This window comes from Haloplanus litoreus (assembly GCF_045690335.1).
In the GTDB taxonomy this organism is placed as follows: Archaea; Halobacteriota; Halobacteria; order Halobacteriales; family Haloferacaceae; genus Haloplanus; species Haloplanus litoreus.
Genome location: NZ_CP147874.1, coordinates 2,613,956 through 2,639,729, shown reverse-complemented (window position 1 = coordinate 2,639,729; position 25,774 = coordinate 2,613,956). Strand labels below are relative to the sequence as shown.

Sequence of the window (25,774 nt, the reverse complement as noted above, 5' to 3'; positions counted from 1 at the left end):
CGGTCGGTGCCGACTGACGGCGGTTCCGAACCACGGTCGTGCCGTGAGATCGCATAGGTACGGTGCTGTACGGGAGGTGCTCGACTGCGGGAAGAGGCAGCGAAAACCCGCTTAGGTCACCCTATCAGCCGGCCATTATAAAAGCCTTCGCAAAGTCGAAGACGCTCGATCCCCGACGGAGCGTATGGAACTCACCCCGTCGGCCGTCGAACGCGAGTGCGAGTGGGTGCGGGACCGCGCGGACACGGTGGTCCCGCTGATCAACGAGACGCGTGACCGCCTCGGCGACTGCTTCGGCGTCGACGTCGGCCGCGTCTCATCGGCGGCCTATCGGGAGGAAGTCGCCGTCGTCTTCGCGGACGGAGCCCGCGCGGTCAACGTCGCGGCCTACGTCGCGTTGCTCCGTGATCTCGACGTGACCGGTGACTACCCGGGGTTCGTCGTCGACGAGGTGCTCGGCCGAGAACTCGCCGCCACCGTCGCCGGTGGGCAGCCCTACGCCCTCCTCGCGCAGGCGACCTTTCACGTCGCCGACGTGGCCACGCACACCGACGGCGTCGCGGGCGCGGACGACCTGGACGCCGCACTCGCCGCCGGCTTCCAGACTCGTCTTCCCGGGTGGGAGTGGACCGAGCGGGAGAGCCCGTTCGCCGTCGAGCGGGAGTGATACGGACTGTCGTCCCCGTATCCCGGTTCCGGGCGGACCGTCACGCGCCGTCCGTCCTCCGGCCCTCGGTATCCGCGATGTACATGAGTTAACTGCCGCCGGGCCGACGGGGGGCGTGTGCAACCGAAGACCGTCCTCATCACGGGCTGTTCGTCCGGTATCGGTCATGCGACCGCCGAGGCATTCCTCGACGAGGGGTGGGAGGTGTACGCCACCGCCCGCAACCCTGCCGACGTCGAGACGCTTGGTGACCGCGGCTGTACCATCGCGAAACTCGACGTGACAGAGGACGACGACGTGGAACGGGTCGTCGACCGAATCCTCGACGAACGGGATCGGATCGACTGTCTGGTCAACAACGCCGGCTACGCCCAGTTCGGCCCCATCGAGGACGTCCCGGTCGACGCCGTCCACCGACAGTTCGACGTGAACGTCTACGGCGCCCACCGGCTCACCCGGGCCGTCCTCCCCCACATGCGCCGACGGCGCGAGGGGACGGTCGTCAACGTCTCCAGCGTCGCCGGGCGTCTCTCCTTCCCCGGGGGTGGCGTCTACAGCGGCTCGAAGTTCGCCCTCGAAGCCATGACCGACGCCCTGCGGGCCGAAGTCGACGAGTACGGCATCGACGCCGTCCTGATCGAACCCGGTCCCGTCGACACCGCGTTCACCGACCACGCGGAACGGGAGGTCGACGGACTGGAACGCTCGGGCGCTTACGAGTCGTTCTACAGCGTGTTCGAGGACACGCAGGCCATCGGCGGCGGCGGTCCCGGGGCCGTCTCGCCGGACCGGGTCGCCGAGGAGGTGCTGAACGCCGCGAGTTCGACGAAGCCCGCGAGTCGGGTTCCGGTCGGTACGCTCGCCCGGGTGAGCGTCCTCGGTCGGTTCGTCCCCGACCGCCTGCGCGACCGAGCGTTCGGGCTGCTGGACAAACTGCGCTGACGGTCGTCGGGGTTACCCCGAGAGCAGTACCGAGAGAACGCCGTACGCGGCGCCGAGTAGCAAGGTCGCGGACAGCAGCACTGCGACCCACTTGCGACCGTTCCCCGGAAGGCCGGGGACTTCCGACGGGTAGTACGGCGAGAGTGGATTCTTCGGCTCCGGTTCACGATCCGTCATCGCCGGTATCTACGGTCGGGGACCCGAGACGAGTTTGCCCTCCCGGGCCGTGACCGCGACGGCCGTCGCGACTACGCCAGACAGGCCGCGACGACACGGAGCGCTCGCTCACCGCGCACCTCGTCGGCCAACAGCGGGACGCGCTTCACGTCGTGTCCGCGGAACAGGTCGCCCGCCCGGCGGAGCGCCCGCTGTTGGACGTCCCACCGACGCTGACAGAACTCGCAGTCCGCGAGGTTCGGCGACACCACCCACTCGGGGTCGACGTCGGCCACGTCCGCCAGATCCTCCATGACGCGGTTGACGACGACAGTGCTCACCGGAATCGAGAACTCGTCGAGTCGACGGACTAGCCGTTCGGATTCGACGACGCTCATCTCCTCGGGCACCATCACCACTCGGAAGTCGGTCCGGGACGGGTCCTGCAGGACGGCCCGGAGGCGTTCGATCCGGTCCCGGAGTTCGTCGAGGTCCGGCGCCCCCTCGCCTTCGCCGCCGACGCCGAACATCCCCTTGAACCCCTCCATCATCCCCGAGAACTTCTCACGCATCGAGAGCAGGCGCCCGACCATCGAGTCGAGCACTTCGGGGAGTTCGAGCAGTCTCAGGGTGTGCCCCGTCGGCGCCGTGTCGATCACCACGCGGTCGAACCGGGGGTCGTCCAGATATTCGAGCAACTGCCGCATCGCGGCCGCCTCGTCCGCGCCTGGCATCGACCCGCCCATGAGGGGGTCGACCGCGTCCTCGCCGAGGGCCTCACCCAGATCGCCGAGACCGCCGAGGGGGGCGCCGCCGTCCTCCACCCCGATGCCACCCTCACCGAACAGTCCCTCCTCCATCGCTGCCTCGGGATCGATCTCCGCGGCCCACAGTGGCTCGTCCTCGCGAATCCGCGTCGGCCGCGCGGGAATCTCGGTGCCCAGCGTGTCGGAGAGGGAGTGAGCGGGGTCGGTCGAGACGACGAGCGTCGCCGTCCCCGCGGCGGCCGAGGAGAGGGCCGTCGCCGCCGCCATCGTCGTTTTGCCGACGCCGCCCTTGCCGCCGTAGAGGACGTACTCCGGCGCGTCGATGCTCTCGGGCAGGTCGGTCGCCGCCTCGACGTCGACCTGCGTGGGGTGCCTCTCGTCCGGTTCGTCCACCTCGTCGACCGGCTCCACGTCGAGTTCGCTCATACCGGTGCGCAGACGACCCGGACACCTGTACCCGTCGATACGGGGAAGACACTTCTCGGTGGGCGGCGGAACGGCCACCGATGCACGGGCGCCCCACCCGACGGTCGGCGCTCGCCGTCGCGGTGCTCTGTGCCGTCGTCTCGGGCTGTCTCGGCGCGAGATCGGCGTCCGATCCGACGCCCACACCGACGGCTACGCCCACCGCCAACACGGGCTGTCCTCCCACGCTGACCGTCTACGAACTCGACGAGGAACCGGCCGACGTCGACTCGGCGGTGCCGTCGCATACGAGCCCCTCTCCGCCGAGCAACGCGAGACGTTCACCCGTGCGCGCAACGGGAGCGCCGAGGACTTCGACTACGCGTGGCACGACATCGACGTCGTCGCCGACGAAGGGGTGTACTACCGCGCCGACATCGTCGTCTGCTAGGTCGACCGCTAGAAACCGTCGTAGTCGGCCAGCCGTCGGGCGGCCTCCTCGGCTCGCGGGCTGACGAGCGCGAACCGGACCCACTCGTCGTAGCTCCCGAACGTGTCGCCGGGCATGCAGGCCACACCCGCCTCGTCGACGAGGCGTTCGACGTTCGAAAGCGTTCCGGGGAAGCCCTCGAAGCGCGCGAAGACGTAGAAGGCGCCCTCGGGGACGACGTACTCCGCGCCGGCGACGTCGAGGGCGTCGGTGAAAGCGTCGATGCGCTCCCGCAGGAGGTCCCGCGAGGCCTCGTAGTACTCCGGCCCCGTCTCTCGGAGCGCCCGGAGAACGGCGGCCTGTGACGGCCGGGCGCCGGTCACGTTCACGAGCATGTGTCGCGTGCGGGCGGCGTCGGCGAGGTGGTGAGGAAAGATCCCGTAGCCCACCCGCAGTCCCGTCACTGCCATCGACTTCGAGTAGGAGTTGGTGACGACTGCGTGGTCGCTCTCGAAGGAGAGGGCGCTCTCGAAGCGGCCGGAGAAATCGTAGTGGTCGTACACCTCGTCGGAGATCAACAGGGCGTCGTGGTCGTCCGCCAGGTCGACCATCGCGCGCATCGTGTCGGCGCCGTACACCGCCCCGGTCGGGTTGTTCGGGGAGTTGATCAGGATGGCCGCCGTCTCCTCGTTCGCCGCCTCACGCATCGCCGCCACGTCCAGGCCGCCGTCCTCCGCGACGGGAACGAGCGTCGCGTCGTAGCCCAGCATCCGCGCCTTTCCGGGGTAGTAGGGGTAGACGGGATCGGTGAGCAGGATTTCGGAGCCGGCGTCGCGTTCGAGGGCGCCCGCCATCGCGAGGTAGTTCGCCTCGCCGGCGCCGTTCGTGATGACGACGCGGTCGACGTCGACGCCACGTCGGGCGGCGACTTCCTCGCGCAGGGCGCGCAGGCCGTCACTCGGTGGATACTGGAACTCCGCGGGTTCGGCGTCGGCGTACTCCCGCAGGCCCTCGCGGAGGGCGGTCGGCGGTTCCCAGTCCGGTCCGCCGCTCACCAGATCGATCACGTCCCGATCCGCCGCCGCGGCGTACTGCATGACGTGGAAGAAGAGTGGCGTGTCGTAATCCATGGTCGCTCTCCGGACGGCCGTCAAATCCCTCTTTCGCTCCGCCCCGCGCCGACACGCTTGTGTGGGCGGGGCCGAATCGTCCCCCGTGAACAAGAAAGGACACGTGCTCAACGCCGCCCTGTTGAGCGTGGGCTTGGGCGCCGTTCTCGCGGCCCCGACCGTGCTCACGGCGGAGACCGCACTCGCCACCGTCGAGACGATCGCCAAACTCTCGGTCCCCCTCGTTCTCGGGGCGCTCTTTCCGGACGTCGACACCGCCTTCGGTAAGCATCGCAAGACGCTACACAACCTGTTCGTCCTCGGACTCTTCGTCGGGTTCCCACTCGTCTTCGACAACCTCTACTTCGTCTGGATCGGCATCGCCACCCACTACCTCCTCGACGTGGTCGGGAGCCGTCGAGGGATCGCCCTCTTCTACCCGCTGACGAGTCAGGAGTGGGGCCTGCCGTCCGGCGTGACCACTAGCAGCAAGTACGCGGATCTGGTGACGGTGGTCATCACCGGCCTGGAAATCGCCGCGCTGGGTTCCTTTCACCTCTACGTGATGCCGCTCGGCAACACGGCGGGTGCGCTGAACGTCATCCTAGGGTGAGCGTGGCCGATACCGTCGCGTGGGACGGCGGCGACTCCCGTCCGGTCGGCACTCGAGTGCGCGGTGGACGTCCCGAGTGAGGGAGCGACGTCGAGTCACTCTCCCGGACGCGCGGAACGCGTCGTCGCGGCCGCCCTCGGGCACCTCCTGCCGACGAGCGAGGACGGCACGCTCGTGACCGTCTACCTGACGCTCTTTTCCCTGCCCTTCGCGACCGTGCTGTTGCGGTCCGTCCTCGTGATCTAGTAGACGGCTACGTCGTCGAAGCGCCCGTCGTAGGCGATGTGGCTCGGGTGGGTCGGTTCCGTCCCCGAGAGAAAGAGGCGGTCGAGTTTCCCCCACGTGTTCTCGTAGCCGAGGTGGGCGAACTCCGCGAGTCCCTGCAGGCGGTGGCCGGTACCGCCACGGTGGGCGACCCGCCGCGGGGCGCCGGACCGAAGCGCCTCGACTAGGTCGTCCGTCGAGGAGATAGTCGTCTCGAAGGTGGTCCACGCCTCGCCGACCGTCCTCCGAAGGTGGGCGTAGGACGAGCCGAACCCGGGGTGCCCCGTCTCCCGGGCGACGGCCCGGCACCGACGGTTCTGCTGGGGCAGACACTTGGCGTTGTACGTCTCGACGGCGTCGAAGGTGTCGGGGTCTGCCGCCACGTCCGCTCGGGAACAACTGACGTTCAGCATCTCGGGGTGGGGGACGAGGACGGCGACGTCCTGTCGGTCGAACGCATCGAGTGCGCCCTCGAAGGTGATGAAGTCGGGGACGGGGTCGGTGAGACCGATAGCCAAAACGTGGCGGCGGGCGTGCCACGGCCCGGTGAACACCTCCCGTGCGGGCACGACGAGCAGCTCGCCGTCGGAGAAGCGGGCGGCGCGGTCACGGATGGTCGGTAACCGTGTGAAATGCGGCGCGTAGACGAGTACGTCGATGCCACGGGCCTTGGCCCGCGCCACGACGCGTTCGTCGAGCGCCTTCACGTGCATATCGATCCGGGTCGACCCTGCCGTCGTCACGGGACCATCTCCACGGACGCCGCAGTTAGTGGTTGCTATTCGGGTGCCCGCGTGTCGGCACAGCGAGAAGTCGTGAGACCTCCAGTTATCGTTCTTCGGAGTCCAGCACGCGGATCTGGTCGCCACGCACCGTGACGGGAATCGGGACCGTGGCCTCGTACAGTTCGACCGTCACCTGGTCTTTACCCTCGTCGATCCGCTGGACGCGAGCTTTCTCGCCCTTGAACGGGCCGGCGATGAGTTCGACGATGTCGCTCTCGGCGATGCCTTCCACGTCCGGCGTCGGCGAGAGGAAGTGTTCCACTTCGGTGAGCGAGGATTTACCGGGCACGATGGAGCGGGCGTGCGGAATCTCGTCCATCACGCGTTCGAGGACGGCGCTGTTGTCCGCCTCGACCATGACGTAGCTCGTGAGGGAGTCGGGTGCCAGCACCGCGTGCACCTCGTCTTCCTCACGGCTGGCGATCATGTCGGCGACGGTACGCTCCTGGCTGGCCGTGGTCTTGACGGCGAAGATCCCCATGCTACGCGCCCCCGGGGAGGAAGCTCATGGCGGCGAAGATGATGAATCCGAGGAGGCCGACGAGAAAGACCCCGGCACCCGCGACTTTGGCAACCTGCGAGAACTCGTTCCACGACGGCGTACTCGCCATCTTGAGCACGCGGACGTAGCTTGCGAGGTCGTATTTGACGTCCATAGGTCCCCTAGACGAGCGGGCTTTTTCTATCTATTGATAACACGGTCCCTGCCGTCGGCCCGTCACCGACCGCGAGCGGCGCGCGGCGCTCGAACGGGGAGAGCGGACAGGGAGGGCCGGGCGACCGTCGAGTGCGAGGGCGTCCAACGACGTCCACACGCACGGCGGGGTACCGTCGGCGGCCACGCGTCGCTGACGGCGGTGAGCGTCCCGAAAACGAACCGTCGGCGCGACTACTCCACGTAGTCGATATCGTCGCCGCTCGCCGGTTCGGGTGCCGTGGCGTCGCCACGGCCGTAGATCTGTGGCGACTCCACGCCCGTGACGACGATCATCGTTCGCATCGTCCCGTCGAGTTCCTCGTCGATGGAGGTACCCCAGATGATGCGGGCGTCGGGGTCGATTCGGTCGTAAATCTCCTCGACGACGCCCTCGGCCTCCTCGATGGCCATGTCGGTGCCGCCGGTGACGTTGACGAGCGCCGAATTGGCCCCGGAGATGTCCACGTCGAGTAGCGGCGAGCGAAGCGCCGATCGCACCGAGTCTTGGGCCTTCTGCTCCGAATCGCTCTCGCCGAGGCCGATCATGGCGACGCCGCCTTTCTCCATGACGGTCTTCACGTCGGCGAAGTCCAGGTTGACGAGGCCGGGTTTGGTGATGAGTTCGGTGATGCCTTTCACCGACCGCATCAGCACCTCGTCGGACACCTTGAACGCCTGCCGGACGGGGAGCTTCCCGACCGAGTCCAGCAGGCGGTCGTTGGGTACGACGATGACGGTGTCGGCCACGTCGCGCAGACGTTCCAGTCCCGCCTCGGCGTTGGTCCGGCGGACCTCACCCTCGGCGGTAAAGGGTGTCGTCACGATGGCGATGGTGAGCGCGCCCGACTCGCGGGCCGCCTCGGCGACGACGGGCGCCGAGCCGGTTCCCGTCCCGCCGCCGAGACCGGCCGTGACGAACACCATGTCGGAGCCCTCGATGGCGCCGTAGATGTCCTGCTGGCTCTCGATAGCGGCTTCCTCGCCGACCTGCGGGAGCGACCCCGCACCGCGCCCCCCGGTTTTCTCCTCGCCCATGAGGATCTTCGTGTCGGCTTCGACGTCGACGAGGTGTTGTACGTCCGTGTTGGCCGCGACGAGGTTGGCCCCCTTGATCCCCTCCTCGGCCATGCGGTTGACCGTGTTGCCGCCGGCCCCCCCACAGCCGACGACGGTGATATCGGTCTGGAGGTCCTCCAGGACGTCCTCGAGTTCCTCGTCGGTCATCTTGCCCGTTCGATTCTCGGTGTCGGCGGACGTGTCGGTCGCGGGTTCCCGGCCGGTATCGACCCCTGCCGCGGCCCCATCCCCCGGCTCCTCGGCTTCCTCGATTGCATCCTCCACGATGGAGTCCATGGTATGCCCGATGCGTTTCGAAGGCAGCCTCATTATCTTTCCGCCCGTTGTCACGCGCGCGTCTGACGCTCCGCCGAACCGGGGCGCAGAACGCGTCTTGCGTGCGTCAGACGATAGTCAAATATACAACTATTCTGCCGCCTCGACGACCGGGAACCGGTCCACCCGCTCGGTTCGCACCGCGGTCGGTTCGATCCGCTCGCCGTCGATTTCGACGGCCTGACCGTCCGCGAGACGGCCGAACGCCGGTCCCTCGGGCACGCCGAGTTCGTGGGCGGCCGACGGATCGAACGCTTCAGTCCGGGCGACCACCTGGTCGTCCCGGCGGATCACCTCGTCGTAGGCCTCCCGGAGGACGGCCGCCAGGGCGTCGGTCATCGTCTCGGCCGCGGCGGCCGGATCGGCGGCAGGCAGGGCGACCCGTCCCCGGGGGCGGGTGCCGCCCTCCGTCGTCTCGAAGGCGACGGCCGACGCCGCGACGGCGCCCCGTGCCGCGTCCGCGTCGACCCCGTGGGCCGCGTCGACGAGGGCCGTCGGCAGGTCCGTGACGACGACGGCGTCCCCGGCGTCTCCGTCCTCCGCCACCGACGGCACCACCTCGCCGAACCGCAGGCCCTCGCTCACGCCGGCCAGTCGGTCCTCCACCGCCTCGACGACGGGCACGGGGTGGGCGCTCGTCTCGCGGAGCCACGTCTCCGTGACGACGCGGTAGCCGAGATCGGTGAGAACCTCCGTCAGTCCCGGGTGACCGCCTTCGACGAGGACGGTGTCGGTCCCGCTCGCCTCGACCGCTCGCCGGAGGACCTCCCGGTTCGTGGCAGGGTTGCCCATCGCCTCTAGCCCCCAGTCGGCGCCGACGTGCCCGACGGCCCACGCCGTCTCGCGAACGACTCGGCCGAACCGCGGCGCGTAGTGGCCGCCGCCGAAGCCCGCGACCTGTTTGTCCCTGTCCGCAGCGACCCCGCGCAGGTCGAGGACGGCGCGGGCGACGGCCCGGGCGCCTGCGGGGTCCCCCCACTGCGCCTCGTCGCTACCGAGTTCGACGAACATCGAGGGGACGCCCACGTCGGTCGGACCGTGATGGGTACACTCGGTGCCGACGTCGTACTCCGGGGGTGCGTGTTCGGCGAGCGCCGAGACGGCCTCGGCCGCGGCGTTCGGACAGGCACGGGCGAACTGGCCCGCCGTGCCGCCGTACTCCGCGTCGCCGAAGTTCCCCGTGAAGTGGGCGGTCAGGAGGGGTCCCGTCTCTCCCGAGTGGCGGGAGACGACGATCAGCAGGTCGGGGTCGTCGAAGGCGGCGTCCGGGCGGTCCAGGTAGATGTGGAGTTCGTCGAAGGTGCGCAGTTCGAAGCCGTCGGTGCGGTAGTAGGTGCCGCCGCCCTCGCCGTCGGGGCGGCGCTCGTCGCGGTGTTCGGTCCAGTTGGCGAGGTCCAGCAACGCCTCGCCGACGTGTTCGGAGGCGCTGTCGGCGCGACTGACGACGATGGCGATCACGCCGAAACCACGCCGTCTACCCTCAAAACCGGATCGGTCCCCGCCGACCGACTCATCCGGACTGTCGTCGGTCAGTCCCGGCCGTTGCCGTCCCTGTAGTCGGCAGCGGCCGGGACCCAGTCACAGCACTCCGTATCAGTCCTCGGTGACGACCAAGACCGGTTCGTCGACGGTCCGCAGGACGCGGCCCGCGACGGTGCCCAGTTGCTGGCCGGCGAGGTTCGACTGTCCCTCGGAGGACATGACGACCACGTCGACGCCGTTCTCGTCGACGTACTCGCCGATGGCGTCGTGGGCGGCGCCGCGAACCACGGCGCGTCGCACGTCCAGATCGGACGCGTCGACCGCCGCGACCAGTTCGTCGACCGCCTGGTGGCCGCGCGTCTCCAGGCGCTCGATGTACTCGCGATCCACGCCGCCGGCGTCGAACACGCCCGCTTCGGCCTGGATGTCCACGACGTTGAGGACGTGGAGTGCGGCGTCGAATCGACGCGCCAGATCGGCGCCGTAGGGGCCCGCCGCCGCGGCGAGTTCGCTGCCGTCGGTCGTCACGAGAACGTTTCCGTACGCGGTCCCGGTGTCGCTCTCGACGTCGCCTTCCGGGACCGTCAGCACGGGTACGGGGCTACGCCGCAGGACCCGTTCCGTGACGGTGCCGAGGAGTCGCGCCCGCACACCGGACCGTCCGCGGCGGCCGACGACGATCAGATCGGCGCTGCGTTCGCCAGCCCGCGCCGTGATCGCCTTGGCCGGTTTGCCCGCGAGCAGTTCCGTCCCGACAGTGACGCCGACGTCGCCGGCCATGTCGGCGATGTCGTCGAGGATGGCCTGTCCCCGCTCCGTGTCGCCGCCGTAGACGGTGACGACTTCGACGTCGGCGTCGTACGTCGCCGCCAGTTCCAGTCCGTACTTGGCCGCCGTGCGCGCACAGTCGCTACCGTCGACTGCGATCAGGAGTTCGTCGAACATCTCAGTCGGCCCCCCTCGGTCGGTCCTCACCGGTGGAAAACGCTTCGCTCACGGTCCCGGCCGACTGCCGGAGGATGTTCCCCAGCGCCTTCCGGCGGGACACGAACAGCCCCACCCCGAGGACGAGGTAGATACCGGTGAACACCAGCAGAAGCTGATAGTCCGTGATGGGGAGTTCGATGAGTCCGCGGATGAGCAGGAACTCCGAGAACACCTGTGTGAGGAAGAGGACCAACAACACCACCGCCTCACGAACCGAGATTTCGAAGTTGACCAAAAGCGAGATGGCGAAGAAGGACTGCGCCGCGGTCAGCCAGATTTCGGCCGACTGCTTCTGGTCGAAGGGGAGCGCCCCGTACTGTCCCAGTGCGAGGGAGTAGACGAGGACGAGCGTCCCGATCAGGAGCGTCCACTGGTTGAGCTTCGAGGAGATGAGCGCGTTGAACCCGGCCGTCGACCGCGCCTTGTTGACGAGATAGACGACGACGATAAGTTCCGGTGATTCGGAGGCCAGCGGAGCGATCCACTGGATCATGAAGAACGACGGGACACCGACGTTCTGGCCCAGCTGTTCGAGGCCGTGTGCGAACGGTTCGACGGCGGTAAAGATCATGATCCCGGAGTACGCGAACAGGCCGATGACCGTCGCCGCGCGGTAGGGCTTCGGATACGTCTGGAGATACGCCGGCACGCCGACGTGGGCCTCCTCGGCTTCGACGTCGCCCTTGAGGACGATGGCGATGTACGCCACGTAGATACCGACGAGGACGGCCATGTCGAGGATGTCGATCCCGCCGTTGAACGGAACGAGAAACGCCCAGAGCGTGGCCAGAAAGAGGAAGACGATTTCGAGACCGATGTCGCGGTCGAGGGTGACGGCGTCGGCGAGGAAGCCCCTCCGATTTTTCACCGCCGGGTCGTCCGCCGATCCACTTCGGAAGACGGTAAAGAGGGCGACGCCGGCCCACCCGATACCGATGAGGATGCGGTTCGCGCCGGTCATGTTCGCGACGGCGAGGTTCCCCGCTTCGATCCCCCGATCCGTCCCGGCGTACAGCCCCGCGTTCCACGCGTACAGCGCGTCGACGGCGTACTCCGGAGCGACCGCCAGCACCGCGAGGACGGCGATGGCGAACGCCCGGGGGACGTCTTTCTCGGCCGTCTCGGCGCCCCACGCGAGCAGGAACGACGCGCCGAGTACCGACACCCCGCTCACGGCCACCGTCGTAAGCGTCGAGAGCCCGTGTGCCGCCCCGGTCAGGTAGACGACGACCCAGGGAAGGGTGAGCGCGCCCGCCCCACCGAGCGCGCCGAGGGCCTGCCGCCTCATGGTTCGCCTCCGATGCCCGGGGACGCGACGATACGTCCCACGGCGGTTGTCTGTGTCTGAATCATTGACCCAGTCGTGTCTATCGGTACCACCCGCCCGGCTAATAAAACACAAGTTGTCGCTCGTACCGCCGATAGTGCGCGTGTGAGGCCACGTGACGGGCGAATTTGTCGAGAAGCGCCGAATCACAGTATCGTTCGATATAGTCGCCCTCGGTGTCGAAATCGGGCGATGTAGGCACAGAGAGTACGATACCTGCACCGACCGACGACCGACGGACGCCAGCGATGGGGGCTATCCGTCGTCCCGAGTGACGACTTTCGCTTCAGGGGCGCTGGATTTCACGCTCTCGATCCCCCGCTTCGCGCCCTGCTTCGACGTGTATCCCTCGCCGCTGTCGGCGATGATGTTCCCGTTGGCCACCACCAGTCGCCACCGCCACTCGTCGGCCTTGTCCTGATACAGTTCGAATCTCGATTCTCGTGGCATACCGGCCGGACGTACACACGCCTCACTGATAAAGCGTCGCCGGCCGCGCCGGCGCGGACGCGGGGGGCTTTTCGTCCCCCCATCCGAATGCGACGACGATGCACGTCTACGGACTGATCGGCAACCCGGTCGGCCACTCGCTCTCCCCGCCGATGCACGAGGCGGCCTACCGTGAACTCGACATGGACGCCAGATACGTCACGTTCGAACCCGACGCGGACGCCGTCGCTCGCGCCATCGACGGGGCCGAGGCGCTCGGCATCGACGGACTCAACGTCACCATCCCGTTCAAGCAGGACGTCCTCGACCTGGTCGAACCGGACGACCTCGCGGCCCGCATCGGTGCGGTCAACACGGTCGATTTCTCCACCTCGCCTCCCCGCGGGTACAACACCGACGCCGCCGGCGTGCGTCGCGCCTTCGAGCACCACGACGTAGCGCTCTCGGGCGCCGAGGCCGTCGTCGTCGGCGCCGGCGGGGCCGGTCGGGCCGTCGTCTTCACCCTCGCCGAGGCGTGTGAGGCCGTCCACGTCGCCAACCGGACCGTCGAGCGCGCGGAATCGCTCGCGGCCGACGTACGCCGGGAACGTCCCGGGGCCACGGTGACGGCCGGCGGCCTCGACACTCTCGACGACCGGATTCCAGCGGCCGACCTGCTGGTCAACGCCACGAGTGTCGGCATGGAGGACGACGAGACGCCCGTGCCGTCCGGCCTGCTCCACGGGGATCTGGCCGTCCTCGACGCCGTCTACTCCCCCATCGAGACCCGCCTGCTCCGGGAGGCCGCCGCCGCGGGAGCGACGACCATCGACGGCGCGTGGATGCTCCTGTTCCAGGGCGTCGTCGCCTTCGAACGCTGGACCGGCCGCGACGCCCCGGTCGATGCCATGAACGCCGCCCTCCGGTCACACCTCTGACAACCTCGAAGGTTTTTAAATATTGGGCGGCCGTAACTACCTCCAATGGGTATCCTGGACACGCTGCTGTCGTTGATCGGACTGGACGGATCGTCGTCCGACGAGGAACGGCGTGAGACGACCGTCAGCGTCGAACGCGAACACGCAGAGACAGAGTCCGAGGCGGCCGTCAAGGGCACCGATCCCGCCGAGGACGCGGCCGCTGCCGGGACGGACGCCGCCGCCTCGACCGATTCGCTCGTCGACGAGGACGCCGGCGCCGCCGAACCCGCCGAGGCGGCCGGCCCCGACGCGGGCAACGGCGAGACGGAACTCGACACGGCGAACGCCGAGTCGGTGGGCGAGGCGACCGGCGAACACGAGGCCGCTGCCGAGGACGCCGACTCGGTCGAGGTGATCAAAGGGATCGGTCCCGCATACGCCGAGCGCCTGTCGAACGTCGGCATCGACTCCGTGGCGGACCTCGCAGCCGCGGACGCGGCCGACCTCGCCCCACAGATCGACCTCTCGGAGAAGCGGGTGGGTCGCTGGATCGACCGCGCGAAGGACCGTTGATCGGCGATGCAGTACCACGTCGGCGGTGAACTCGTCGACGCTGCCGACGCGACGCTTTCCGTCGACGACCGAGCGGTCGCGTTCGGCGACGCGGTGACCGACACCCTCCGCTGTTACGGGGGGACTCCCTTCGCGTGGGGGACACACGTCGACCGTCTGTTCGACGCCTGCGCGGCTCTGGAGTTCGATCCCGGCGTCGACGCCGCCGACCTCCGGGCGCGGGTCGAGGAGACCCTGGCGGTAAACGACCTCGCGGAGGCGTTGGTCCGTCTCTCGATCACCCGGGGGCGCGGTGGGGATTGTTCGACCCCCCTTCCCGACGCCGCCAGGCATCGGCCCCCGACCGATCCCGATCCGACGGTGGTCGTGACGGCCACACCGGTGCCGGACGGCCGGGGGCCGGTACGCCTCCAGACCGTCCGGACCCGAGCGCTGCCGACGGCGTCCGTCCCCGCGGCGCCACTCACCCACGCCCGACTCGACGCGGTCCGCGCACAGGCCGAACTCCGGACCGCGGCGCCCCCGGACGACGACCCGGCCGACGAGGCGTTGCTCCTCGACGCCGACGGCCACGTCGTCGGTGGGACGGCGAGCGATCCCGTCTTCGTCGACGGGGAGGCCATCCGGCTGCCGGCCCTCGGCGACCGTCCGGCGCGAACGGCGACCCGATCCGTCGTCCGCGAACTCGCCGACGGCGAGGGGCTTCCGGTCGCCGACGTGCCCTGTACGCCCGCCGACGTCCGTGCCGCCGAAGAGGCGTTCGTCGCGGAACCGAGCGCCGGTATTCGCCCCATCGTCAGTCTCGACGGCGTGGCCGTCGGTGGCGGCCCCGTGACCGACCTGCTCTCCCGCCTGTTCGCGGAGCGGGTGGCGTCGACGTGTCGCTGACAACGGGTATATATCCGCGCGCCCGGTACTCCGGCGTGATGGACCCGGATCGACGGATCACGTCGCTGTCGGCGGTTCCCGACGACACCACCTTCCTCTTCACGGTTCGGAACGCGGACGACGAACGGCGGGAGGCGGTACTCGTCCGTACGCCCGACGGCGAGGTCCGCGGCTGGCTGAACTACTGCCGACACCTGCTCGACGTGCGACTCGACAAAGGCTCCGGCGCGCCGATGCGCGCCGACGAACTCGTCTGTGCGAACCACGGCGCGTACTTCGAGGCAGACTCCGGTTTCTGCACCTTCGGTCCTTGCGAGGGGGCCACCCTCGAATCCGTCGACGTGGCCGTCGACGACGGGAGCGTCTACCTCGTCGACGACGACTACACCTTCGTCGACACGGGATCGCTCGACGACGGCAGCCCCTCGGCCTCCTCGACGGTCGAGTTCTGAGTCCGCCGCTGCTCGTGACGAGGATTTTTGTCGCTCGCTGTCCCATCTCCGCCCATGTCCGCCCGGTCCTCCCTCCCCTCCGCGACCCCCTCCACCGTCGAACGACTCGTCCCGCTGGTCGACGCCCTCGCCGTCCTCGCCGGCGTGGCCGGCGCGTTGACCCTCCTCGGTGACCGTGGCCCGCTCCCGGTCGCCTTCGAGCGTCTCCGCTCGCTGGCCGCCGTCTCCGGCCCGTCGCTCTCGTCGCTCGCCCCGCTGGCGCGGCCGCTCGTCTGGGCCGCGTTGCTGTTCGCGCTGTCGGCGCTCGCGGCCTACGCGCTCTGGTCCCGTCGGCGCCCGCTGGTGTGGGCGCTCGCCGGCACGGCGGGCGTCCTCGCCATCCTCACGGCCACCGCGGGTGGGCTGGCGTTCGCCCCGCTCGCCGGCTTGCTCTCTATCGCCGCCGGCCTCCGAAGCTTCCGAGCGGGGCGTGAGGCGACCGAGCAACCCGACGTGACGCTCTGACCGACTCTAGGTTCCGGATGTGGCGAGTGCGAGTAGCCTCGCGGTACCGACGAGATGCGCCAGTCCACGACGACGAGCGACGACACCGGCCGCCGGGGGAACCCGATTGGCGGCCGTTCGCCCTCCGTCCCGGTGCCGCGGCCCGACGCCATTGCCACCTTTTTTTACGGCGGATGCGAACCTCTCGCTCGATGCCCTCCATCACTCGCCGCCGCCTCCTCGGCGGTGCCGTCGCCGCCGCGGCCGGCGCCTACGGCACCTACCGTCTGAATCGGGGCGCGGCCGACGCGACGTTCGCCACTTGGACGCCCGACCCCGGAACGTGGCCGCTCCGCCGGTACGACCCCGCGAACACCGCTCACAATCCGAACGCTACGCCGCCTCGAGAGCGACCCTCGATCAGCGAGTTCGCCGCGATCTCGTCGTCCGCCAGGTATCCCTCGCTCTCGCCGCTCGTCGGTCCCGATCACGTCGTCGTCTACGGATCGGGGCTCGCGGCCTACCCCCTCGGCGGCGGCGCGGCGGCCCGCACCGTCGAGGCGGCGACGCCCCGCGCCGGATTCGGCCCCGATGGCCGTCTCCACACGGTCAGTCACGAGTCGGGTAACGACACCGATCCCGCGGCCGTCGTCGGCTACGACGCCGCCGACCTGCGCGAAACCTACCGCACGCCCATCGACACCGACCACCCACGGGGGCTGACGGTCGGGGCACGCGAGGTGTACCTCGGCGACGAGAGCGGGACGCTCCGCGGCATCGACGCCGACGGCGGCCGGTCCTGGCGAGTCGACGGTACGATGCCCGCCCTCGTCGACGGCCGACTGTACGCCGCGGGCGCACCGCTCGACGGCACCGTCGCCTACGCGGCGCGGTCGGGTCGCGACCGCTATCTCCGCTCCGGCCCGGAGCGCGTCTGGAGCGCGGGCCCCGTAAGCGGCTTCGTCCACGCCCCCGCCGTCGCCGGCGGCCGACTCGTACAGGGCACCTACGCCGAGGGCGGCGGGGTTGTCGTCGCCTTCGACGCCGACACCGGGGACCGGCTCTGGAACCCCCGCTCGCTCGGTGTCGACGTCGCCACCCCCGCCGTCGTCGATGACCGCGGCTACGCGGCCGTCGGCACCGACGACCGACGGGCCGGCCTCGTCGCCGCGCTGGACCTCGAAACCGGCGAGACCGTCTGGCGCGACGAGGTCGAGTGGCACGCCGTCGCCCCCGCCGTCGCCGGCGACACCCTCGTCGTCGCCGGCGACGTGCGCGAGGGCGGCGAGCGAGTCGCCGGTGTGGTGCGAGCCTACGACCGCGCCACCGGCGACCGGTTGTGGACCCACACCGTCGAGACGCGAGGTGTCGGTGGCCTGGCGCTCGTCGAGGACCGAGTGCTGCTCGCCGCGGGCACGTCGGTGTACGAACTCGCGTAGGGCGCCGTCCGCGTGCGGCCGCCAGTCCCGTCCGCAGCCCGGACGAGCGAGTCGGCGGCGGCCCACGTCGGCCCGGTCGACCGGCCTCCGGGGCGCAATTCGACTTAACCCGGCTGAATTTGGGTGGACTACCGGTCGGTTATTCCCCGCTTTCACGGTCAGGTGTACGTGATGAACTCGGATCGATCGACGGCGACGGCACGGAGTTCGGACACGGAAACTGCCCCCGACGGCCGGCGGCGACGCTTTCTGGCGCTCGGGGTGAGCATCGGTGCGACCCTGCTGGCAGGGTGTACGTCGGGATCGGCACCCGCCGGGTCCGACGGGGGGACCACCGCGGACGACGGGGACACCGCCACCGGCGCCGGTGGCGAGACGGGCACCGCGTCCGGCGCGTTTCGACTCCTGATCAGCGACCAACCGGTCGCCATCGACGAGTTCGACTCGCTCGACGTCGCCCTCGACCGGGCTCGTATCTTCCGCTCGGGAGGGGACGACGGCGGCGACGGGATACCGACGGGCAACGAGACGGCGAACGGGAACGCGACGGCGACGCCCACCGCGACGGCGACGGCGACGCCCTCACCGACTGCGACCGAGGGCGGCGACGACCAACAGGGCTTCTCCGTCGTCGACCTCGACGGCGCGACGGTCGACCTCACTCGCGTCGTCGGCGAGAAAGCGATCACCGTCTTCGACGGCGAACTTGAGGCGGGCCGATACACCAAGATCGAACTCTACGCCGCCGACGTCGCGGGCGTCGTGGACGGCGAATCCGTCGACGTGACGATTCCGAGCGGGAAACTCCAACTCACCAAGCCGTTCGAGGTCACCGCCGACGAACCGGTCGACTTCGTCTTCGACATCAACGTCGTCGAACGGGGCCAGTCGGGTGGGTACAACCTCCTCCCCGTCGTCTCCGGAAGCGGCGTCGCCGGCGAGGACGTTTCGGTCACCGAAATCGAGGACCGAACTGACGGTGACGGCGGCGGATCCGGAGATCAGACGCCGGAGAACCCCGAGAACGCCAGCGGGAGTAGTACCGAGAACACCGGTCGTTCCGACGACTCGACGCCGACCGAGACGGGAGCAGACGCGTAGGCTGGTGGGGCACTCCGGAGTCGTCAGAATAGTGCAGCCGGTAGACTGGCCCACGCGAACGGCACCCGCCTCGCTTCGCTCGTCGGTCGGGGTCGTTCGCTCGAAAAGTAGCGGGAGGTAGATTTGAACTACCGATCTCCGGGTTATGAGCCCGGCGGAATCTCCTGGCTATCCCATCCCGCTACCGAATTCGAATCCGGTCGCGGCATTAAGGGTTGTGATTCGCTCGCCGGATGGCACTTCAGTCCCCCCTCACTCGGCGCCGACGCGCCACGTGAACAGCCCCTCTGTCAGGTAGTTGAGGAGCATCCCGCAGCCGATGCCGATGGCGTTCGCTACCGTCGGCCAGAGGTCGGCGCCGGCGACGACGAGCGTCACGTCGGTCCACGACGTCAGCGCAGTCAGGACGGCGAAGCCGACGAGCAGGCCGCCCGCCCGGACCAGATGCGACTTCAGGTAGCGGCGGCCACGGGGGACCCACCCGTCGGCGCCCGCCTCCGAGAACGTCCACCGGTCGTTGATGAGAAACATGAGGGTGATCGACACCTCGGCACCGACGGCCTTGGCGAGTTGGGGAACGACCCCGTAGCCGGCCGTCAGGATGGCGACCACGATGGTCTCGGCGGTGGCGCCCACCGCACCGACGGAGACGAACTGCCCGAAGCGGAGCCCCGAGTAGAGTTCCTCCAGCTTTCCCAGTCCGCCGCTCATCGGTGGTCGCGCTCGACGAGTGCGGGCGTCGAATCCCGTGGTCGGTCCAGCAGCGCGTGCAGGCGGTCGTTCCGGAGGAGGCGCGCGCGGTGTCGGGAGACGACGAGCCCCCGAGCGAGGCGGAGCGTCGTCCGCACGGGCGAGACGGTCGATTCCGGCCGGTCCTCCCAGACGACCGGCACCTCGGCGATCCGGCAGCCGACGGCGTCGGCGACGGCGAGCAGTTCGATGTCCCACGCGAAGCCGGGTTCGTGGAGGTGCGGACGGATCCGCGTCCACGCGTCGTTCGTGAGCGCCTTCGCGCCGCACTGGTAGTCGTGGAGGTGGACGTCGAGGAGGCGCCGCGCCAGCCACGCGAAGCCGTCTCCGAGGTACCGTCGCGCCACCGTCTGGTGGGACTCGACGACCGCCTCGGGATGACGACGCGATCCGGCGGCCAGGTCGGCATCCCCCGCTTCGACCGGCCGGATCACGTCCGCGATGGATGCGGCGGGCGTGCTCCCGTCGGCGTCGGCGAAGGCGAGTACGTCCGTCGAGAGCGCCTCGAACCCCGCGGTGATCGCCGCCCCCTTCCCTCGTCGGGCCGACGCCTCGTGGAGCGTGACCGGGAGCGCCTCGATCCGGTCGCGGACCGCCGGCTCCGCGGCGTCGAGTTCGACACGGATCGTCTCGGGTTCAACCGCCTCGTGGAGGGCGTCAACGTAGCTCTCGAGGCGGTCGACGTCCGGGTGGTAGGCGGGGATCACCACCCCGACGGATCGGGTCATGGAGCTTTCTTTCGCGACGGTCGTAAAAAACCGAACGACTTCGACTCCCAGTCACACACCACAAACGGTTTATTATCGCTGGATCGACCGTCCGGTAGATGGAGTACGGCCTCGTCCTACGCTGGTTGGTCCTCTACGGCGGCCTCGCCGCCCTCGGCCGTCCGATCGCCGCTCGCCTGTTCGTGACGATGCCCGGTCGCGGGAGCGGGTTCGGTCTCCCGACGGCACTGGTCGTCCTCGGCACCGTCGTCTACTGGGTCGGCCACCTCACCTTCGGTCCGATCGCCCTCGCCGCGGGCGTCGTTGCCCTCTTCGGTCTCGCCCTCCTCACGGCGCTCGACCGCGAAGCGCTCTTGGACCGTCGGGTCGAACTCGTCGACGGCGTCCGTCCCGGTCGCCGGACCGCCGAAACGGCCGTCGTCTTCGTCGTCGCCTTCGCCGTCCTCGTCGCCGTGCGCGCCGTCGATCCGGCGGTCTATCCGGTCGGCGGCGAGAAGTTCCTCGATTTCGGCCTCTTGCAGTCCCTCGACCGCGCGCCCCGCCTCCCGCCCGAGGACATGTGGTTCGCCGGCGAACCGGTCGCGTACTACTACGGCGGTCACCTCCTGACGGCGGCGCTCGCCGACCTCTCCAGTACGGCCCCCCGCTACGCCTACAACCTCTCGCTCGCGGGCTTTTACGCGACGCTCGTGAGCGCGGCTTACGGCCTCGCCGGCGCCATCGCCAGCGACCGGGCCGACTCGTGGCGCCGCGCCGGGCTCGCGGCGGCCTTCTTCGTCGGCGTCGCGAGCAACCTCGTCACCGCCTCCCGACTCCTCGTCGGCGTCCTTCCGCGACCGCTCCGGACGGATCTCGCGTCCGTCGTCGCCGCCCGGACCCGCTACTCAACCGACGTCGTGCTGTCGGGACTCGACTCCTTCTCCTACTGGACCGCCAGCCGCGTCGTTCCGGGGACGATCAACGAGTTTCCCCTGTTCGCCTGGCTGAACGGTGACCTCCACGCTCACATGATGGGCACGCCCTTCCTCCTCCTCGGTGCCGCACTCGCGTTCGCCCTGTACACGACGCCAGCCGCCGACGTGCGCCGCCGTCGAGTCCTCGCGTTCGTCGCCGTTCCGATTCTCGCGGGCTTCCAGGCCGTCGTCGACACCTGGAGTTTTCCCTCCCTCTTCGGCCTGCTCTTTCTCGCCCTCGCGCTCGGCTCCGCGGCCCCGTGGGCCATCCTCTCGACCCGTGTGGCTCGCTGGCGCGGCGCCCGTGATCCCGCCCCGCTGACGGCGGAGCTCGAACACCTCGCCGGCGCCCTCACCGTCACCGCCGTCGCGGGCGTCCTCGGTGGCCTCCTCGCGCTCCCCTTCCTCCTCGGTGCGGGCGCGAGTCGGCAGATCGCGATCCTGTCGGCCGCCGAGCGCGCCAGCCTCCCGGCGCTCCTGCTGGTCCACGGAGCGTTCGTCGTCGTCTTCCTGGCCTACCTCCTCGATCGGTTGTCCGTCGACCGTGTGGTGGCACCGCTCGTCGGCCTCGGCGCTCTGGGCGTTCTGGCCCTGACCGCGGACCTCGCCGTCGCTCTCGTCGTCGGCCCGCTCCTGATCTTCGGCTGGGCCGCCTGCCGCACCGACCGTCCGGTGGGCTTCGAGACGGTCCTGATCGTCGCCGGCGCGGGCCTCGTCGGCATCGTCGAACTCGTCTACGTCCGCGAACTCGCAGGCCCGCTCCGGATGAACACGGTGTTCAAGACCTACGCGCAGGTGTGGGTTCTCTGGGGCGTCGCCGCCGGCGTCGCCCTTCCCGCCGTCGTCCGCTGGCCCGGCGGCGCCTCGGTGCCCGGGTCGCGCTCCCGCTGGCTGCGTGTCGGCCTCGCCGCTGCCGTCGTCCTCGCGACGGTGCCCTACGCGGGGCTGGCGCTTTCGGCACACTTCGACGCTCCCGCCGATCCGACCCTCGACGCCACCCGGTTCGTCGAGCGCGAGCATCCCGACGAGGCACCGGCCATCGCCTACGTCGACGGCCTGTCGGGCCGACCCACCCTCCTCTCGGCACCCGCGACGAGTCGGTACCCGGGGCCGGAGCGAGACGCTCCCGCGCCGCCGGGGATGTACGGCTGGGACTCCAGCCCGGCCGCGAGCCTCACTGGCGTGCCCACCGTCGCGGGCTGGCACCACGAGGTGGGCTATCGGGGCCGGGAGCCGTATCTCGAACGGGTGCGAGCGGTCGACGACGCCTACACCGGACCCCCAGCCCGGACCGTCGCGGTGCTCGAACGCTACGGCGTCGACTACGTGTGGGTGGGGCCGGCGGAACGGGCACGCTACGGCTCGGTCGGGTTCGACGGCGTCTCGGGACTGACGCCGGTGTTCGAGAACGAGGCGGTGACGATCTATCGGGTCGACGCGGACGAACTGGGCGCGGCGTGACCCGCAGCCGTGTTACTCGCCGCGCGCGCTGACCACGTCGAGCGCGTCGGCGTCGATGGCGTCCACGTCGAGCCAGTGGGGGACGTACTGTCGTTTCTCGAAGGCCTCGCGCTCGTCCGGCGTGCCGATGGTACACCAGAGTTGCACCTCGTCGGGGCCGTGCCAGTCGCCCTGTCGATGGATCGAGAAACAGACCTGCTCCTCGCCGTCGTAATCGATGACGGCGTCCTTGCGGATGCCGGGGTCACCCCTGACGATGAGCTGTTGCATACGCAGGGGTTCGGACAGTCCGGATTTAATCGCTTCGATGGGGAACCGGCTCCCCACCGGGAGCCGACGTGTCGTTCGTCGTGACCTCCGTCCGGACGTGATTCCGCCCGTCGCGGAGGACTTCGTCGCCGTCTGATCGATAGATCGTGCCCTCGCGACGGGGGCGATGCGTGAGTCGCCGGGCACGGAGTTGAAATAGGACGACCGGGTACACCGGGGTATGGCAAAATACTCCACGGGGTCCGGCGGGGGTGGCGACGACGGCGATGCCTGCGAACTCTGCGGGCGCGAGACGTCGTCGCTCGAACGGGCGAACGTCGCCGGGGCGGACCTCCTCGTCTGTTCCGACTGCGCGCCACACGGTGAATCGAGCGGCCGCGGCCGGGATTCGGGGTCCGGGTCCGGCTCCCGCTCCGGGTCGCGCACCGACGCCGACGAACCCAACCGCCGGAAGCGAGCCGCCCAGAACACCGCACGTATCTACGACGCCTCCCGGGGCAACACCAAACGCTGGGAGGAGGAGGGCACCGACTACGAATCCGACCGCCTGCCCTACCTCGTCTCGGACTACGGCGAGCGCGTCGAGACGGCCCGGCAGGACGCCGGTCTCACCGTCGAGGAACTCGCGGCAGCACTTGATGCCGGCGAGGACGACGTCCTCGCCATCGAACAGGGACGGGCGACCCGGGCCGGGGTCGGTGGCTCCCTCGTCCGCGCCGTCGAGGAGCGTCTTGGCATCGAGCTCGTCGACGAGTGATACGGACTGCCGGACGTCAGTTCCGACCGTCGCCGACCACGGCTGCGGTGACGCCCGGAAACCGGTCACGACAAGCAGTGTAAGAGCCGAACGGATTTATGGGTCGGGCGTCCGACTCCCGTCCATGCAGACGTACGCTCCTTCCGACCCCGACGTACGGGAGTTCGAGGCGACGGTTCGCGGCGTCGACGGCCGGGACGTCGTCCTCGACCGGACGTACTTCTACGCCGAGAGCGGCGGCCAACCCGCCGACCGCGGCACGCTCGCCGGCGTCCCCCTCGCCGACGTGCAGGCCGATGGCGACGCCGTGGTCCACACGCTCGTCGAGGAGACCGCCCTCGCGCCCGGCGACGAGGTGGTCGGCGTCGTCGACGACGACTTCCGGACCTACTGCACCCGTGCGCACACGGCGAGCCACCTCCTCTACGGCGCCGGCCGCAGACTGCTCGACGACCTGGGCTACGGCGGCTTCGGCATCGATTCGGAGAAGATCCGTGTCGACTTCGCCACCTCGACCGATATCGACGACGCGGTGCTGGTCGAACTCGAACGTCTCACCAACCGGGCGGTGTGGGACTCCCGCCCCGTCTCGTGGGAGCGTGTCCCGGTCGACGAGGCGCGCACCCGCGACGACGTCGCGTTCAACACGAAGACCGAGGAGGGCGTGATGGCCGACGCCGACACGGTCCGTCTGGTCGACATCGAGGGCTGGGACGTGGCGGCCTGCGGCGGCACGCACGTCGATAACACCCGCGAAATCGGCCCGATCGAGGTGCTCGACCGTTCGAACCCGGGCGAGGGGCTCACCCGCGTCGAGTTCGCGGTGGGGCCGACCGCCATCGACCGCCGGGCACGGATCCGGGGTGCCGCCCTCGACGCCGCCCGCGAACTCGGCACTGGCGTCGCGGATCTCGACACCGCGGTGAGCGACCTGCTCGCCGACCGTGACGCACTGGAGAGCGAGGTCCGCGAGTACAAATCCGAGGTGCTCGGCGCACGCCTGTCGGCGCTCCCGACGGTCGACCACGACGGCACCGTCTGGCGGGTGGGCGCCGTCTCCGACTTCGGCCCAAACGAGGTCGGTGAGGCCGCACAGGACCGCGTCGGCGACGAGGCGGACGTGATCGCTGCGGTCGGCGACTCCGCCTCGCCCTACGTCGTGGTCGCGACGACCGGCGAGGTGGACGCCGGCGACGTGGTCGAGGAGGTGACCGCGGCGTTCGGCGGCGGTGGCGGTGGCGGCCCGACCTTCGCCCAGAGTGGGGGGACTCGACGCCGATCCTGCGGTCGTCGTCGAGTCGCTGCGGGAGTGAGACGGATCGGTGTGACCGTGGTCGGCCGTCGCCCCCGTGTGGTCGGCGACGGCCGGGATCGACTTACAACAGTCCGGACGAATCAGCGGCGTCGGAGCAGGAACCCGACGGTGAACACCGCGAGCACCGCCGCAGCGGGCGTAAAGCCCGGACCCCCCGGCCCCGGTTTCGGTCGGCGTCTCGGTCGGCGTCTCGGTCGCCGTCGCGGTCGGTTCGGCCGTCGGCGTCGGCGTGGCGCCGTCGGCGTCGATGGCTTCGACCGTCACCGCGTTCGACGTGACGCCCCCTCGCGACGCCCGGAGCGTGTGTTCACCGGGGTCCGCTATCCGCACTGCGAGTTCGCCATCGGCGTCGGTGGTGCCGACACGGTCCCCGTCGAGCGTGACGGTCACACCCGACGCGGGTTCGCCGTAGGCGTTCGTCACCTCCAGCAACGCCCGGGTTCCGGCCACCAGACGGTCGTTGGTCACGCTGGCCGTGAGATCCGGCGTCCGCGAGAGGTCGGCCTCGAGACTCGTGTTCTCCTCGCCGACCGTCAGGTCGCGAGTGACGGTCCGGTAGCCGCTCTTGCTGACCCGGAGTGTGGTCGGGGTGTTGACCGGCACTTCGAGGGTGGCGTTCCCGTCCGCGTCGGTACGGGCGGTACCGACACCCTGCAGGGCCACCCGCGATTCGTCGACTGGTCTCGGCGGATCGAAGTGTGGGTCGTCGACGGTCACCCGCACCGTTACCGATCCGGGGCGGAGCGCGATCCGGTTCGTGATGTCGCCTTCGATCCGGATTGGCTTCTGTCGGACGTAGTACCCCGGCTTGGTGACCGTGACGGTGTAGTCGCCGGCCTGGATGACGTCGGTCTCGAAGACGCCGTCCGGACCGGTCGACCCGGTCGCCACGTCGAGGCCGCCGCGTTCGACGAGAACCGAGGCGTCGGCGACGGAGCCGTTCGGCCCGTTGACCTCGAGACGAAGCGTGCTCTTCCGGAACACGTCGACCGTGACTTCGCGCTCGGACGCCGATTGGACGACGTAGGGTGAACTGCGGATGTATCGCGGATGCGTCACCGAGATGCTGAGGCGTGCCCCGTCGGGCACGTCGACGAACGCCTTTCCGTTGCCGGCCGTCGTTGCCGTCGTCGACCCGTCCGACCACTCGACGTCGAGTTCGGCGTCGGCCACCGGATCGCCGTCCGAGTCGCGGACCGCGAGGGTGACCGTGACCGTTCCACCGTCGGATT

Annotated in this window: 29 protein-coding genes and 1 tRNA gene; 15 read left to right on the top strand and 15 right to left on the bottom strand. The window is 69.6% G+C overall.

The window, feature by feature from the left end; translation table 11 throughout:
* Nucleotides 1-184: 184 nt before the first annotated feature.
* Together V8686_RS14105 and V8686_RS14100 are read left to right on the top strand one after the other, a co-directional pair.
* Entirely contained in the window at nucleotides 185-667 is a 483-nt protein-coding gene (locus tag V8686_RS14105) for a hypothetical protein (protein ID WP_379705170.1), read from the top strand.
* Between the two features lie 117 nt (nucleotides 668-784).
* A complete protein-coding gene (locus tag V8686_RS14100) occupies nucleotides 785-1,609 on the top strand; it encodes an SDR family oxidoreductase (protein ID WP_379705169.1) in 825 nt (274 codons plus the stop codon).
* 12 nt (nucleotides 1,610-1,621) lie between these two features.
* Here V8686_RS14100 and V8686_RS14095 read toward each other — a convergent pair whose 3' ends face one another.
* Entirely contained in the window at nucleotides 1,622-1,786 is a 165-nt protein-coding gene (locus tag V8686_RS14095) for a hypothetical protein (protein ID WP_379705167.1), read from the bottom strand.
* A 71-nt stretch (nucleotides 1,787-1,857) separates the two neighbouring features.
* Nucleotides 1,858-2,958: an ArsA family ATPase gene (locus V8686_RS14090; protein WP_379705165.1), complete on the bottom strand. Its 1,101-nt coding sequence runs from the start codon at nucleotides 2,956-2,958 to the stop codon at nucleotides 1,858-1,860.
* Nucleotides 2,959-3,016: 58 nt separating this feature from the next.
* Between V8686_RS14090 and V8686_RS14085 the strand changes: the two genes are divergently transcribed.
* Nucleotides 3,017-3,388 (top strand): hypothetical protein, encoded by a 372-nt coding sequence (locus tag V8686_RS14085; RefSeq protein WP_379705163.1) that lies wholly within the window; start codon nucleotides 3,017-3,019, stop codon nucleotides 3,386-3,388.
* Nucleotides 3,389-3,396: 8 nt separating this feature from the next.
* Here the strand turns inward: V8686_RS14085 and V8686_RS14080 are convergent, their stop codons facing one another.
* Nucleotides 3,397-4,497, bottom strand: a complete 1,101-nt coding sequence (locus V8686_RS14080; RefSeq protein ID WP_379705161.1) for a pyridoxal phosphate-dependent aminotransferase — start codon at nucleotides 4,495-4,497, stop codon at nucleotides 3,397-3,399.
* Nucleotides 4,498-4,582: 85 nt separating this feature from the next.
* On the opposite strand from V8686_RS14080, the gene V8686_RS14075 reads away from it, so the two are divergent.
* Both V8686_RS14075 and V8686_RS14070 read left to right on the top strand, forming a co-directional pair.
* Nucleotides 4,583-5,089, top strand: a complete 507-nt coding sequence (locus V8686_RS14075; RefSeq protein ID WP_379705159.1) for a metal-dependent hydrolase — start codon at nucleotides 4,583-4,585, stop codon at nucleotides 5,087-5,089.
* A gap of 63 nt (nucleotides 5,090-5,152) precedes the next feature.
* Nucleotides 5,153-5,335 carry a hypothetical protein gene (locus V8686_RS14070; protein WP_379705158.1) on the top strand — a complete coding sequence of 61 codons (183 nt, stop codon included), beginning with the start codon at nucleotides 5,153-5,155 and terminating at the stop codon, nucleotides 5,333-5,335.
* Here V8686_RS14070 and V8686_RS14065 read toward each other — a convergent pair.
* The 8 genes from V8686_RS14065 to V8686_RS14030 all read right to left on the bottom strand — a co-directional run bounded on the left by V8686_RS14065 (nucleotide 5,332) and on the right by V8686_RS14030 (nucleotide 12,473).
* Nucleotides 5,332-6,066, bottom strand: a complete 735-nt coding sequence (locus V8686_RS14065; protein ID WP_379706610.1) for a PHP-associated domain-containing protein — start codon at nucleotides 6,064-6,066, stop codon at nucleotides 5,332-5,334. The genes V8686_RS14070 and V8686_RS14065 overlap by 4 nt on opposite strands.
* A 115-nt stretch (nucleotides 6,067-6,181) precedes the next feature.
* On the bottom strand, nucleotides 6,182-6,619 hold the full coding sequence (locus V8686_RS14060; protein WP_379705156.1) for a transcription elongation factor Spt5: 438 nt from the start codon (nucleotides 6,617-6,619) through the stop codon (nucleotides 6,182-6,184).
* Between the two features lies 1 nt (nucleotide 6,620).
* A complete protein-coding gene (locus V8686_RS14055) occupies nucleotides 6,621-6,794 on the bottom strand; it encodes a protein translocase SEC61 complex subunit gamma (protein ID WP_379705154.1) in 174 nt (57 codons plus the stop codon).
* A 233-nt stretch (nucleotides 6,795-7,027) separates the two neighbouring features.
* Nucleotides 7,028-8,188 (bottom strand): cell division protein FtsZ, encoded by a 1,161-nt coding sequence (ftsZ, locus tag V8686_RS14050; RefSeq protein WP_379705152.1) that lies wholly within the window; start codon nucleotides 8,186-8,188, stop codon nucleotides 7,028-7,030.
* 129 nt (nucleotides 8,189-8,317) lie between these two features.
* Nucleotides 8,318-9,685, bottom strand: a complete 1,368-nt coding sequence (locus V8686_RS14045; protein WP_379705150.1) for a D-aminoacyl-tRNA deacylase — start codon at nucleotides 9,683-9,685, stop codon at nucleotides 8,318-8,320.
* A gap of 135 nt (nucleotides 9,686-9,820) precedes the next feature.
* Nucleotides 9,821-10,654 (bottom strand): universal stress protein, encoded by an 834-nt coding sequence (locus tag V8686_RS14040; RefSeq protein ID WP_379705148.1) that lies wholly within the window; start codon nucleotides 10,652-10,654, stop codon nucleotides 9,821-9,823.
* A gap of 1 nt (nucleotide 10,655) precedes the next feature.
* A complete protein-coding gene (locus V8686_RS14035) occupies nucleotides 10,656-11,984 on the bottom strand; it encodes a sodium:calcium antiporter (RefSeq protein ID WP_379705146.1) in 1,329 nt (442 codons plus the stop codon).
* A 294-nt stretch (nucleotides 11,985-12,278) separates the two neighbouring features.
* The gene (locus V8686_RS14030) at nucleotides 12,279-12,473 is read right to left on the bottom strand and encodes an HVO_2922 family protein (protein ID WP_379705144.1); all 195 of its coding nucleotides are present in this window, start codon (nucleotides 12,471-12,473) and stop codon (nucleotides 12,279-12,281) included.
* 98 nt (nucleotides 12,474-12,571) lie between these two features.
* Here V8686_RS14030 and V8686_RS14025 point away from each other — a divergent pair, with 98 nt between their 5' ends.
* The 7 genes from V8686_RS14025 (at nucleotide 12,572) to V8686_RS13995 (ending at nucleotide 18,308) form a co-directional block, all read left to right on the top strand.
* Nucleotides 12,572-13,390, top strand: coding sequence for a shikimate dehydrogenase (locus V8686_RS14025; RefSeq protein WP_379705142.1), 819 nt, complete (start codon nucleotides 12,572-12,574; stop codon nucleotides 13,388-13,390).
* A gap of 45 nt (nucleotides 13,391-13,435) precedes the next feature.
* Nucleotides 13,436-13,945, top strand: a complete 510-nt coding sequence (locus V8686_RS14020) for a helix-hairpin-helix domain-containing protein (RefSeq protein ID WP_379705140.1) — start codon at nucleotides 13,436-13,438, stop codon at nucleotides 13,943-13,945.
* 6 nt (nucleotides 13,946-13,951) lie between these two features.
* On the top strand, nucleotides 13,952-14,833 hold the full coding sequence (locus V8686_RS14015; protein ID WP_379705138.1) for an aminotransferase class IV: 882 nt from the start codon (nucleotides 13,952-13,954) through the stop codon (nucleotides 14,831-14,833).
* A gap of 38 nt (nucleotides 14,834-14,871) precedes the next feature.
* Nucleotides 14,872-15,285, top strand: coding sequence for a Rieske (2Fe-2S) protein (locus V8686_RS14010; RefSeq protein ID WP_379705137.1), 414 nt, complete (start codon nucleotides 14,872-14,874; stop codon nucleotides 15,283-15,285).
* Nucleotides 15,286-15,339: 54 nt separating this feature from the next.
* Nucleotides 15,340-15,789 carry a hypothetical protein gene (locus V8686_RS14005; protein ID WP_379705136.1) on the top strand — a complete coding sequence of 150 codons (450 nt, stop codon included), beginning with the start codon at nucleotides 15,340-15,342 and terminating at the stop codon, nucleotides 15,787-15,789.
* A 191-nt stretch (nucleotides 15,790-15,980) separates the two neighbouring features.
* Nucleotides 15,981-17,207, top strand: a complete 1,227-nt coding sequence (locus V8686_RS14000) for an outer membrane protein assembly factor BamB family protein (RefSeq protein ID WP_379705134.1) — start codon at nucleotides 15,981-15,983, stop codon at nucleotides 17,205-17,207.
* Nucleotides 17,208-17,378: 171 nt separating this feature from the next.
* A complete protein-coding gene (locus V8686_RS13995; RefSeq protein WP_379705133.1) occupies nucleotides 17,379-18,308 on the top strand; it encodes a DUF4382 domain-containing protein in 930 nt (309 codons plus the stop codon).
* Between the two features lie 108 nt (nucleotides 18,309-18,416).
* On the opposite strand, the gene V8686_RS13990 is transcribed toward V8686_RS13995, so the two are convergent.
* From V8686_RS13990 to V8686_RS13980, 3 genes are all read right to left on the bottom strand, one after another.
* Nucleotides 18,417-18,491, bottom strand: a tRNA-Met gene (locus V8686_RS13990).
* Nucleotides 18,492-18,560: 69 nt separating this feature from the next.
* The gene (locus V8686_RS13985; protein WP_379705131.1) at nucleotides 18,561-19,019 is read right to left on the bottom strand and encodes a GtrA family protein; all 459 of its coding nucleotides are present in this window, start codon (nucleotides 19,017-19,019) and stop codon (nucleotides 18,561-18,563) included.
* Nucleotides 19,016-19,786, bottom strand: coding sequence for a glycosyltransferase (locus V8686_RS13980; RefSeq protein WP_379705129.1), 771 nt, complete (start codon nucleotides 19,784-19,786; stop codon nucleotides 19,016-19,018). Before V8686_RS13980 ends, V8686_RS13985 begins: the two co-directional genes overlap by 4 nt.
* 98 nt (nucleotides 19,787-19,884) lie before the next feature.
* On the opposite strand from V8686_RS13980, the gene V8686_RS13975 reads away from it, so the two are divergent.
* Nucleotides 19,885-22,200: a DUF2298 domain-containing protein gene (locus V8686_RS13975; protein ID WP_379705127.1), complete on the top strand. Its 2,316-nt coding sequence runs from the start codon at nucleotides 19,885-19,887 to the stop codon at nucleotides 22,198-22,200.
* A 12-nt stretch (nucleotides 22,201-22,212) separates the two neighbouring features.
* Here the strand turns inward: V8686_RS13975 and V8686_RS13970 are convergent, their stop codons facing one another.
* Nucleotides 22,213-22,470 (bottom strand): HAH_0734 family protein, encoded by a 258-nt coding sequence (locus V8686_RS13970; RefSeq protein ID WP_379705126.1) that lies wholly within the window; start codon nucleotides 22,468-22,470, stop codon nucleotides 22,213-22,215.
* A gap of 220 nt (nucleotides 22,471-22,690) precedes the next feature.
* Between V8686_RS13970 and V8686_RS13965 the strand changes: the two genes are divergently transcribed.
* Entirely contained in the window at nucleotides 22,691-23,227 is a 537-nt protein-coding gene (locus V8686_RS13965; protein WP_379705124.1) for a multiprotein-bridging factor 1 family protein, read from the top strand.
* Entirely contained in the window at nucleotides 23,109-25,574 is a 2,466-nt protein-coding gene (locus V8686_RS18470) for an alanine--tRNA ligase-related protein (protein WP_458329463.1), read from the top strand. Before V8686_RS13965 ends, V8686_RS18470 begins: the two co-directional genes overlap by 119 nt.
* The last annotated feature ends 200 nt before the right edge of the window (nucleotides 25,575-25,774 follow it).

What these genes read in the sequence shown, in the direction of transcription:
- V8686_RS14030 (WP_379705144.1), bottom strand. Translation starts at nt 12,473, where the DNA reads ATGCCACGAGAATCGAGATTCGAACTGTATCAGGACAAGGCCGACGAG.
- V8686_RS18470 (WP_458329463.1), top strand. Translation starts at nt 23,109, where the DNA reads ATGCCGGCGAGGACGACGTCCTCGCCATCGAACAGGGACGGGCGACCC.
- ftsZ (WP_379705152.1), bottom strand. Translation starts at nt 8,188, where the DNA reads ATGGACTCCATCGTGGAGGATGCAATCGAGGAAGCCGAGGAGCCGGGG.
- V8686_RS14105 (WP_379705170.1), top strand. Translation starts at nt 185, where the DNA reads ATGGAACTCACCCCGTCGGCCGTCGAACGCGAGTGCGAGTGGGTGCGG.
- V8686_RS14005 (WP_379705136.1), top strand. Translation starts at nt 15,340, where the DNA reads ATGTCCGCCCGGTCCTCCCTCCCCTCCGCGACCCCCTCCACCGTCGAA.
- V8686_RS13995 (WP_379705133.1), top strand. Translation starts at nt 17,379, where the DNA reads ATGAACTCGGATCGATCGACGGCGACGGCACGGAGTTCGGACACGGAA.
- V8686_RS13985 (WP_379705131.1), bottom strand. Translation starts at nt 19,019, where the DNA reads ATGAGCGGCGGACTGGGAAAGCTGGAGGAACTCTACTCGGGGCTCCGC.
- V8686_RS14080 (WP_379705161.1), bottom strand. Translation starts at nt 4,497, where the DNA reads ATGGATTACGACACGCCACTCTTCTTCCACGTCATGCAGTACGCCGCG.
- V8686_RS14035 (WP_379705146.1), bottom strand. Translation starts at nt 11,984, where the DNA reads ATGAGGCGGCAGGCCCTCGGCGCGCTCGGTGGGGCGGGCGCGCTCACC.
- V8686_RS14055 (WP_379705154.1), bottom strand. Translation starts at nt 6,794, where the DNA reads ATGGACGTCAAATACGACCTCGCAAGCTACGTCCGCGTGCTCAAGATG.
- V8686_RS14020 (WP_379705140.1), top strand. Translation starts at nt 13,436, where the DNA reads ATGGGTATCCTGGACACGCTGCTGTCGTTGATCGGACTGGACGGATCG.
- V8686_RS14065 (WP_379706610.1), bottom strand. Translation starts at nt 6,066, where the DNA reads ATGCACGTGAAGGCGCTCGACGAACGCGTCGTGGCGCGGGCCAAGGCC.
- V8686_RS14090 (WP_379705165.1), bottom strand. Translation starts at nt 2,958, where the DNA reads ATGAGCGAACTCGACGTGGAGCCGGTCGACGAGGTGGACGAACCGGAC.
- V8686_RS14040 (WP_379705148.1), bottom strand. Translation starts at nt 10,654, where the DNA reads ATGTTCGACGAACTCCTGATCGCAGTCGACGGTAGCGACTGTGCGCGC.
- V8686_RS14000 (WP_379705134.1), top strand. Translation starts at nt 15,981, where the DNA reads ATGCCCTCCATCACTCGCCGCCGCCTCCTCGGCGGTGCCGTCGCCGCC.
- V8686_RS13965 (WP_379705124.1), top strand. Translation starts at nt 22,691, where the DNA reads ATGGCAAAATACTCCACGGGGTCCGGCGGGGGTGGCGACGACGGCGAT.
- V8686_RS14025 (WP_379705142.1), top strand. Translation starts at nt 12,572, where the DNA reads ATGCACGTCTACGGACTGATCGGCAACCCGGTCGGCCACTCGCTCTCC.
- V8686_RS14015 (WP_379705138.1), top strand. Translation starts at nt 13,952, where the DNA reads ATGCAGTACCACGTCGGCGGTGAACTCGTCGACGCTGCCGACGCGACG.
- V8686_RS13970 (WP_379705126.1), bottom strand. Translation starts at nt 22,470, where the DNA reads ATGCAACAGCTCATCGTCAGGGGTGACCCCGGCATCCGCAAGGACGCC.
- V8686_RS14060 (WP_379705156.1), bottom strand. Translation starts at nt 6,619, where the DNA reads ATGGGGATCTTCGCCGTCAAGACCACGGCCAGCCAGGAGCGTACCGTC.
- V8686_RS13975 (WP_379705127.1), top strand. Translation starts at nt 19,885, where the DNA reads ATGGAGTACGGCCTCGTCCTACGCTGGTTGGTCCTCTACGGCGGCCTC.
- V8686_RS14010 (WP_379705137.1), top strand. Translation starts at nt 14,872, where the DNA reads ATGGACCCGGATCGACGGATCACGTCGCTGTCGGCGGTTCCCGACGAC.
- V8686_RS13980 (WP_379705129.1), bottom strand. Translation starts at nt 19,786, where the DNA reads ATGACCCGATCCGTCGGGGTGGTGATCCCCGCCTACCACCCGGACGTC.
- V8686_RS14095 (WP_379705167.1), bottom strand. Translation starts at nt 1,786, where the DNA reads ATGACGGATCGTGAACCGGAGCCGAAGAATCCACTCTCGCCGTACTAC.